General features: G+C 40.7%; 9 protein-coding genes. 7 read left to right on the forward strand and 2 right to left on the reverse strand.

The features are described from left to right. Nucleotides 1-294: 294 nt before the first annotated feature. Nucleotides 295-867 carry a peptidylprolyl isomerase gene (locus tag FTV13_RS15120; RefSeq protein WP_179993067.1) on the reverse strand — a complete coding sequence of 191 codons (573 nt, stop codon included), beginning with the start codon at nt 865-867 and terminating at the stop codon, nt 295-297. A 103-nt stretch (nt 868-970) separates the two neighbouring features. On the opposite strand from FTV13_RS15120, the gene FTV13_RS15125 reads away from it, so the two are divergent. Further along, nucleotides 971-1,642: an acetoacetate decarboxylase family protein gene (locus FTV13_RS15125; RefSeq protein ID WP_179993066.1), complete on the forward strand. Its 672-nt coding sequence runs from the start codon at nt 971-973 to the stop codon at nt 1,640-1,642. Nucleotides 1,643-1,687: 45 nt separating this feature from the next. Here the strand turns inward: FTV13_RS15125 and FTV13_RS15130 are convergent, their stop codons facing one another. After that, the gene (locus tag FTV13_RS15130; RefSeq protein ID WP_180012510.1) at nt 1,688-2,758 is read right to left on the reverse strand and encodes an alpha/beta hydrolase; all 1,071 of its coding nucleotides are present in this window, start codon (nt 2,756-2,758) and stop codon (nt 1,688-1,690) included. Between the two features lie 213 nt (nt 2,759-2,971). On the opposite strand from FTV13_RS15130, the gene FTV13_RS15135 reads away from it, so the two are divergent. The 6 genes from FTV13_RS15135 (at nt 2,972) to FTV13_RS15160 (ending at nt 8,962) form a co-directional block, all read left to right on the forward strand. Continuing rightward, nucleotides 2,972-3,466: a hypothetical protein gene (locus tag FTV13_RS15135; RefSeq protein WP_180012512.1), complete on the forward strand. Its 495-nt coding sequence runs from the start codon at nt 2,972-2,974 to the stop codon at nt 3,464-3,466. 775 nt (nt 3,467-4,241) lie between these two features. Next, nucleotides 4,242-4,790 (forward strand): nucleotide exchange factor GrpE, encoded by a 549-nt coding sequence (gene grpE, locus FTV13_RS15140; protein WP_166138659.1) that lies wholly within the window; start codon nt 4,242-4,244, stop codon nt 4,788-4,790. 154 nt (nt 4,791-4,944) lie between these two features. Beyond that, the gene (dnaK, locus tag FTV13_RS15145; protein WP_104426786.1) at nt 4,945-6,885 is read left to right on the forward strand and encodes a molecular chaperone DnaK; all 1,941 of its coding nucleotides are present in this window, start codon (nt 4,945-4,947) and stop codon (nt 6,883-6,885) included. A 166-nt stretch (nt 6,886-7,051) separates the two neighbouring features. Then, nucleotides 7,052-7,447, forward strand: a complete 396-nt coding sequence (locus FTV13_RS15150) for a hypothetical protein (RefSeq protein ID WP_257218537.1) — start codon at nt 7,052-7,054, stop codon at nt 7,445-7,447. 120 nt (nt 7,448-7,567) lie between these two features. After that, complete coding sequence (locus tag FTV13_RS15155; protein WP_034171331.1) at nt 7,568-8,473, forward strand: matrixin family metalloprotease; 906 nt, start codon at nt 7,568-7,570, stop codon at nt 8,471-8,473. 111 nt (nt 8,474-8,584) lie between these two features. Further along, the gene (locus tag FTV13_RS15160; protein ID WP_162835342.1) at nt 8,585-8,962 is read left to right on the forward strand and encodes a hypothetical protein; all 378 of its coding nucleotides are present in this window, start codon (nt 8,585-8,587) and stop codon (nt 8,960-8,962) included. The last annotated feature ends 161 nt before the right edge of the window (nt 8,963-9,123 follow it).

Below are 9,123 nucleotides of genomic sequence, written 5' to 3' on the forward strand. Positions count from 1 at the left end.
ACAAGTTGTTCTTCATAATCTCTTAATGATCTTTCTAACATCTCGTCAATGCCAGAAGCTGGACTTCGATAAACTTAACAACTCAACGCTTCGTGTTTCGTTCGTTTCCGTCTATCTCGTCGGTATGAGCTCATTATAGGGCAATTTCCTACACAAGCAAGTGCTTTTAACGCACACCAATCATGACTGTTTCATTTTTATGCACCAAATTGGTTCATTTTTCTACCAATTTTTACATAAGTTCATAATATTCCAAAGAAAATACAAACAAAATATTTATATTTTATTTTTCACTTACTTTTTCACGCTTGGTGTTTTAAGGGTCACACTGTTGATTTTTACGGCTGTTTTAGGAACGTCCTGATGCATGCCATAGTTTTGAGTAGGCACTTGAGCGATCTTATCGACTACTTCCATACCTTTTGTGACCCGGCCAAATACTGCATATCCAGCATTTCTTGGTGAACGATCCAGAAAACTGTTATCTACCAAGTTAATAAAGAACTGCGCTTTCGCCGAATTAGGGTCGTTGGTACGTGCCATGGCCAAAGTGCCACGTTTGTTTTGCAAACCATTATCTGATTCATTCTTGATTGAAGCTTTATTATTGGCTTTTTCCTGCATGTTGAGATCAAAGCCTCCGCCCTGAATCATGAAACCAGGAATGACCCGATGGAAAATGGTTCCTGTATAGAAGTTGCTTTTGACATATTCTTCAAAGTTTTTCACCGTAATCGGTGCTTTGTCATTAAAGAGTTCAATTTCGATATTACCGGATGAGGTCTTCATCTCGATCAGGGTATTGGCAGCAAAACTTGGCAAGCTAAATGCGATCAACGCGATAGCAGATAATGATTTTTTTAACATTTTTTAACTCATCTACTGATAAAGAAAGGTTGAGATTCACAACATATTAATCTTTCATGACTAATAATGCAGTGACCTGCCGACTAAAGACAAGAGAATAATAATGAGCCATGCATTACTACAGGAGAAAAGCGTCCATCAATTTCCGCCCTGGCATTTGCAGGGGGAGGGTTTTATTCTAAATTACTGGATTACCCCTCATTTCATTCGTGAATTTCAAAGTTTTCGGATTGCGCCATCTCCACTCGGCCGTGTCGTTCAGGTTCTATTAGTGCGCTATCATCATTCTCCTGTGGGTCCTTATGATGAATTGCTCATTATGGATCATCCTTTAATTAGCAGACGGCGTCTTTCGACTATTCCGAAAATTTATGTCTCTACTCATGAATCTATTGTGCATGGTCAGCACTTGTGGGGTATTCCTAAAGAATATGCAGAGTTTGACTGGCAAGAACAGGGACAGGAAACGATTTGCCGCATTACTTATCGTGAGCAAAGCATGACGCTTCGTCTTAAAAAACCTAAATCTCCTCGTTCTTTCTATTTAAATAGTCATCATCTTCCAAGCTCCATGCTAAAAATCCGGCAAACCTGGAAATCCCAGCATTATCAGTTTAGCCCTCAATTCCGGGGTTATTTATCCAAGCTCATTCAAGCAGAGTGGCAAGATACTCAGGATATATTCCCAGATTTTTCTAAAGCTAAATATTTACAAAGCTTTTATGTACCTAAATTTAATTTAGTCTTTCCAGAAGCCAAGATCCATAAAAAATAAAAAAGGTGTTTCACGTGAAACACCTTTTTTACATCTATTTTTGAATCAGATCTTTTTATCCAGGAATTTACGGAAATTCTTGCTGAGTTCAATAACCTGCTTTTTCGAACGTTTATGAATTGGGGTCAGATTGATAAAACCGTGTGCCTGATCCGTATATTCCTGATAGTACACTCGCACCCCATTCTCACGTAACTTCAGTGCATAGATTGAACCCTCATCATGCAACACATCATGACGGGCAGTAATCACATAGGCAGGTGGCAGATCCTTCAGTTCACCATAGGTCGGTGAAATCAGCGGATCGTCCAGTTCGACTTGATGTGTTTCAGCATATAGCTTGGTCACCAGATCAATATCCTGAGCTGAAAGTACCAGGCCCTGATTATAGGCATAAAAAGAAGGATGGCGGCTTTTAAAATCGACAGCCGGGTAAAGCAATAACTGTGCACGAGGTGCATAGATTTTATCGGCACTCCGCTGCGCAACTACTGCCGCCAGATTTCCACCCGCACTATCCCCGGCCACTACAATCTGGTTTTTATAGATTTTCAGCTGCTTGATGTTTTGGTGTACCCAAGCCAGAGTATCTTCACAAACCTGTACCATCTGCAAAGGACTGTATTCTGGCGTTAGCGGATAAGCCACGCTGAGTACCTGCACCTTGGCATGCACCGCCAATAAACGGCAAAACTCATCATGTGTATCCAAACCACCCACTATAAATGCACCACCATGATAGAAAATGACCATCGGCAATTTTTTCTGTGGTGCCGGATGATAATGTCGGGCAAAGATAGTGCCATTTTGCAATGGCAGGCGCAGATCCTCGACTGCCTTGACCGGCGTTGGTTTTGCCTGAATGGCTTTCATGCGTTCATCAAACAGTTGACGTGATCGTACCGCATCTTCACTAATAAAACTGTGCTGGCCCTGTTTGAGCTGAATCGCCATCAAGCATTTTATATAAGGATCCAAATCAGGATAGTCATAAGGATAATCCAATGCTTTTACCAGACGTTCTTGTGCAAAGCTCGGCAGGCAATCCAGCAAGCGTGCTGCAGTGCCCTGCCCCTTATCCATTACAAATTTTGTGACCGGATTATTCGCACCCATGAGTTTTCATCCTTTTCCCATAATTCTTCATTTTTTCTACATGATTAGGATTTTAGTGACCATATTCTTATATAAGTCTTAATATCAATGTACATAGATTATCTGCCAAATACGCTAACCTGAATTTAATCAGATGTCATTAACAGTTTAAGTGAGATTTTTACAGCACTTTTGCGACTTTGATGTAGAAGTCTGTATAAAAGGAGATAGCTTATGGCGATAAGAATAATAACGGTATCCTTAGCCACTGCATTTTTAGCCGTAGGCTGTGTGGCTTTTCCTGATGATGGTTATTATGACGGACGTTATGACCGTCGCGATCGAGGTTATGACTATCGTTATGATCAAGACCGCCGCTATGACGGGCAACGCTGGGAATATGAACAGCAACGTAAGAGGCTGGAACTGGAACGGCGCAAAAATATTCAGCAGCGTAACTGGGAACAGGAACGGCGTCGGCAAATAGAACTGGATCGTCGTAAAACTCAACTGGAACGACAACGTCTGGAACAGCAGCGCAAGAATCTGAGTAACCAGCGTCAGAAACAGGCCCAGGCCGAACGTAAACGTCGCCAGCAGCTGGAACAACGTAAAAAAGTGGCAGAACAGCAGCGTAAACGGGTTCAGCAAAACCGCTCCAATAATCCACGCTGGAATGATCAGCGACGTAAACAGGAACAGCAGCGACCACGTAATCGTCGTGATTAGGCAGAATATAAATAAAAAAAGAGGCCCTGATTTAGATCAGGGCTTTTTTTATGGACTCGGTTTTATGGTTTTGATCTCATTCCAGTTATTTTCTTTGAATAGAAGAAATGTTTTTACTCAACACAGCCTTGATGAAGATGATCTCATTTTATAGGTCGAAAACCGTAGCAAATTTCAGGCAAAAAAAAGGCTTATCTAGAGAAAAGATAAGCCACGAAAACACATTTCTAAAAAAGAGAAGAAACTACAGCGATAGAATCTGAAATAAATAATATAGCGTTGCTCATTTTTTGTGTAATACTTTATTGCTTAGTTATTAATCGCTTTTATGTCTAAAAAATAATCTGGACAAAAAAAAGCCGGACCATGTGTGAGGGATCCGACTGGAAAAAACAGCTTAAAAAATAAAGCCGGACCATGTGTGAGGGATCCGACTGGAAAAAACAGCTTAAAAAATAAGGCAACAGCAACCTGGTTCAGCTCTCTCCTCAGAACAAGGCCGCTGTTAATGACGCTATGATGCACCTGTTCTAAAAATATTTAAAACAGATAAAAATTATTATTTCTATCTAAAAATACGATGCTGCTTTTATGAAAGTCATTAAATCTAAATAAATCCTAAAATTAATCTGTACTTGTGCTTGAATTTTTTACCCCTGCCCCGATTTCTTTAAATAATTAAAAATTTCAATCATGGCAGTTCAGTATTAACGCAGTTAACTCTGACGCCCAAGGACTGTACATGTTTAAGAACCCATTTAAACGGAGTAAATCAATGGCAACTGAGCAGAACGAACAAGCTCAAGATCTTGAGCAAGAGCAAGCGACACAAGAGGTAGAGCAAACTCAAGCTGAACCTGAGCAAGTAGAAGTTACCGTTGAATCTTTACAAGAGCAGATTGCACAACTTGAAGGTGACTTAAAGTTAGAAAAAGCACGCACTGCCAATGCAGTTTACGAAGCACAAAAAAGTGTGGAACGTATTCAGCGTGAATCAGAAAAGCATAAAGACACTGTGCTGGAAAAGTTCTCTAAAGAGTTGCTAGATACAGTGGATAACCTGGAGCGCGCGATTGTTGCTGCAGGGGAAGAACAGGGCCCGTTACGTGAAGGCGTAGAACTGACCCTGAAAGCGTTGCTCAATACACTAGAGAAATTTGGTGTAGTCGCAGTTGATACCGCAAATGGTTTTAATGCTGAATTGCATCAGGCAGTCGGTATTGATCCAAATGCCAAATCTAATGAAATCGGTACAGTCTTGCAAAAAGGCTATGCCCTCAATGGTCGTTTATTACGTCCTGCAATGGTCATGGTTGGCGCTTAAGCTAAATAAATCGGGAGTTTGTGAAATTTTTTCTAAAAATTTACTTGAAAAAAATTGAACGGCTCTCATATCGGATAACAAGTAAATCCCTTTTAATTTCCCTTTGTTAAAGGGAAAAATTTGGGAATAAAAGAATTTTTGAGGAAACATCCAAATGGCTAAAATCATTGGTATTGACTTAGGTACTACAAACTCATGTGTTGCAGTACTTGAAGGCGACAAAGTTAAAGTTATCGAAAACGCTGAAGGCGCACGTACAACTCCATCTATTATTGCGTACAAAGATGGTGAGATCCTTGTTGGTCAATCAGCTAAACGCCAAGCGGTAACCAACCCTAAAAACACATTATTCGCGATCAAACGTCTGATCGGTCGTCGTTATGAAGACCAGGCAGTACAAAAAGATATCGGTCTGGTTCCTTACAAAATCCTGAAAGCTGACAATGGCGATGCTTGGGTTGAAGTAAACGACAAGAAACTTGCTCCACAACAGATCTCTGCAGAAGTTCTGAAAAAAATGAAGAAAACTGCAGAAGACTACCTAGGTGAAACAGTCACTGAAGCGGTGATTACTGTTCCTGCTTACTTCAACGATGCACAACGTCAAGCAACTAAGGATGCAGGTAAAATTGCAGGCCTAGAAGTTAAACGTATCATCAACGAACCAACTGCTGCGGCGCTTGCATTCGGTATGGACAAGAAAGAAGGCGACCGTAAAGTTGCGGTATACGACTTGGGTGGTGGTACATTCGACGTTTCAATCATTGAAATCGCTGACCTTGATGGCGACCAGCAAATCGAAGTGTTATCAACTAACGGTGACACCTTCCTGGGCGGTGAAGACTTCGATAACGCATTGATCGACTACTTGGTTGAAGAGTTCAAGAAAGAACAAAACGTGAACTTGAAAAACGATCCACTTGCGTTACAACGTCTGAAAGAAGCAGCTGAAAAAGCAAAAATCGAGCTTTCTTCTTCTAACGCAACTGAAATCAACCTTCCATACATCACTGCAGATGCGACTGGTCCTAAACACTTAGTGATCAATGTAACTCGTGCAAAACTTGAAGGTTTAGTTGCTGATCTTGTAGCTCGTACCATCGAGCCTTGTAAGATTGCGCTGAAAGATGCAGGTCTTTCAACTTCTGACATCTCTGACGTAATTTTGGTAGGTGGTCAGTCTCGTATGCCACTTGTACAACAAAAAGTACAAGAATTCTTCGGTCGCGAGCCACGTAAAGACGTGAACCCGGACGAAGCAGTCGCAATGGGTGCTGCGATCCAAGGTGCGGTATTGTCTGGTGATAAAACTGACGTACTTCTTCTTGACGTAACTCCACTAACTCTTGGTATTGAAACCATGGGTGGCGTGTTGACTCCAATCATTGAGAAAAACACGACGATTCCTGCGAAGAAATCTCAGGTGTTCTCAACTGCTGCGGACAACCAGCCTGCTGTAGACATTTCAGTTTACCAAGGTGAACGTAAAATGGCTCAACAAAACAAATTGTTGGGTAACTTCCAGTTAGGTGACATCCCACCTGCTCCACGTGGTGTGCCACAAATTGAAGTATCGTTCGACATCAACGCGGATGGTATCTTGAAAGTATCTGCGAAAGATAAGAGCACTGGTAAAGAGCAATCTATCCAGATCAAAGCAAACTCAGGTTTGTCTGATGCTGAAATCGAAGCAATGATCAAAGATGCTGAAGCAAATGCTGAAGAAGACCGTAAGTTCGAAGAGCTTGCAAAAGCACGTAACGAAGCGGATGCGCTAGTTTCTTCTGCTCAAAAAGCAGTAAAAGATCTTGGCGAACAAGTGACTGCTGACGAAAAAACTGCAATCGAAACTGCGGTTTCTGAGTTAGAAGCGTCTACGAAAGAAAATGATGTTGAAGCAATCAAAGCGAAAACTGAAGCATTGCAAAACATTATTATGCCGATCACTCAACGTGCTTATGAAGCAGCTCAAGGCCAAGGCGGTGCACAAGGTTTCGATCCTAATGCATTCCAAGGCGGCGAAGGCCAAGCCCAAAAAGCAGATGACGGCGTAGTTGATGCTGAATTCACTGAAGTAAAAGATGACAAAAAATAATTTGTCACTTTGAGAAAAAGACCGCATTTTATGCGGTCTTTTTTTTGTTCAATACATAGGCAATAGAATCTTTTTTAATTAAACTATAATGAAATAAATAACTTAAAAATAAAAACGTATGCAGAATTTTGTTAAGCTTTTTCTTCTGGCTTCCGGGCTTGCGATCATGCTGCTCTACCCGATGGGCAATCTGCTTCTGATCTTACCGCCGAATGTGGTACTCGCGCCTTTTAATTACCTGCAAACTTTCGGAATTGAAGCTTCTTTTTCCTTGGGTTTCCTGATTGCTATCATTGTATTACTGATCCTGGCTGTACCTCAGCGTTACCCTTCCGGAAAAGGTTTTATCATTCTAGCTATTGGATTGCTGAGCTATATTATTTTCCAGATCTTTAAATCTGAAATCACGCTGTATGCCTTTAATCACCAAACCAGACATTCCTATAACCTGAAATATTTAATTGAATTTATGATCTTCTTATTGAATGGTATAGGCCTTGGTTTTATCTATCATTCCAATATGCCAAGACAGGTTGAACAGTGGAAAGGTAAAAAATCATAATCTGACCTGAACAGAACCGTGCATAAGCACGGTTTTTTATTGCCACTTTTTATCGCTCTGACGCTAGGATTTTGCTGGTTTTTTAGCTACATTGAGCCAAACAATATTTAAAAAAACACTATGCGTCTTTTAAGCTTTCTGGGGATTGTCGTTTTCATTGTGTCACTGTTTTTGTATCTACAAACCAAGACCCATCCACAATTAAAATTTAATTCCCTGGCTGACCGTTTGACCCATCCTTTTGATACGCGCCTACGTTTCCGGATTGACCAAGTCGATCCCGGTTTTGGCTTGACCCGTGATGAGGTCATTCAATTAAGTCAGGAAGCTATTCAGATCTGGCATGAAGGAACCAATCGCGATGATCTGATGGTCTATGATGAGAATGCTCAGCTGGCCATTCAACTGATTTATGATCAACGCCAACAGGACTATGAAGCCTTTAAAAAGGTTGAAAAAAAGTTACTTGCCGATGAAGCCAGATATCAGCGTGAAGTCAGCAATCTGCAAGTTTCACAGAAAAATCTGGAAGATCAGCAGCAACGACTGATCCAGCAAAAAAGTCAGCTTGAGTTTGAATTTCAAACCTTATTGCAACGCCGTCAACAAGCCAGCTCATCTGCCGAGCGTGAACAGCTTCAGTATGAGATGGAAATGCTCAAGCCTAAACTGGAAAGTTTTAAGCGCGAATATGCCTATCTTCAGGAACAGCTATCTTCATTTAATCAGCAAGTTTCTGTTCATCAAAACAGTGTGCAAAGCCATCAGCGAAATATCCAGCAGGCCCAGCAGCGTTTTCCCCCACGCCAGTTTCATAAGGGTATTTTTATGGGAGATAAGATCCAGATTTACCAGTTTGATGCCAAAGATGATTTACGTTTAACTTTGGCACATGAACTGGGCCATGCCTTGGGTCTCTATCATCATAATGATCCGGAAGCCTTAATGTATCCTGTATTGGGTGAACAGAATCTGCAAGATTTCAAACTACGCCCGGCAGACAAGACCCTATTGTATACCCGATAACATTCAGGTTTTAATTCCCTATATTATTTATGTGTTTAGGCTAGTAAAAATACAACTTGGTTTCATTTCATGTTATTGTGAAGAACAGTAGGACGTCTTAGGCCAACTTTCTTGGAGATTCATGTGAGTTACTACCATATTTTAATTGAAGTAAATGACCACATTAGTACGATTGATGAAACCCGTGATATCGAGATCTTTGATATCGAGGATATTCAACCTTATCTTCATTCAATTTTGCTGCCTTATTTCAATGAACAGCTGATCGAGCTGGATGATGAAAATCTTGAATTTAAGGATATTTTGCATCTGCAAGTGAAACAGACTTTGTTACCGATCAATGACTTGATTGAGGAAGAACAGCGTCTGTTGCCGAGTGATACGGACATTACCATTACAGCCTACGAGATATTTAATAACCGCGAACTGAGTCAGGATGTCACTACAGTGATTTTTGACCTGCTTGAAGCGGTCAAACTGGAAAGCTAAGCTTTCTTCAGATATAAAAAAGTCCTCATATGAGTAATGCCAGTCAGTTAAGCAGACATTAGAAAAATGTAGTAAAAATGAGTGTATGCCAATACGCTCATTTTTTTATGACTTTATCTGAAAATTTAGATTGTACTCTTCAACATTCTCTACCTTCACTT

Origin of the sequence: Acinetobacter sp. YH12235 (assembly GCF_013417705.1) — a bacterium.
Lineage (GTDB): Bacteria > Pseudomonadota > Gammaproteobacteria > Pseudomonadales > Moraxellaceae > Acinetobacter.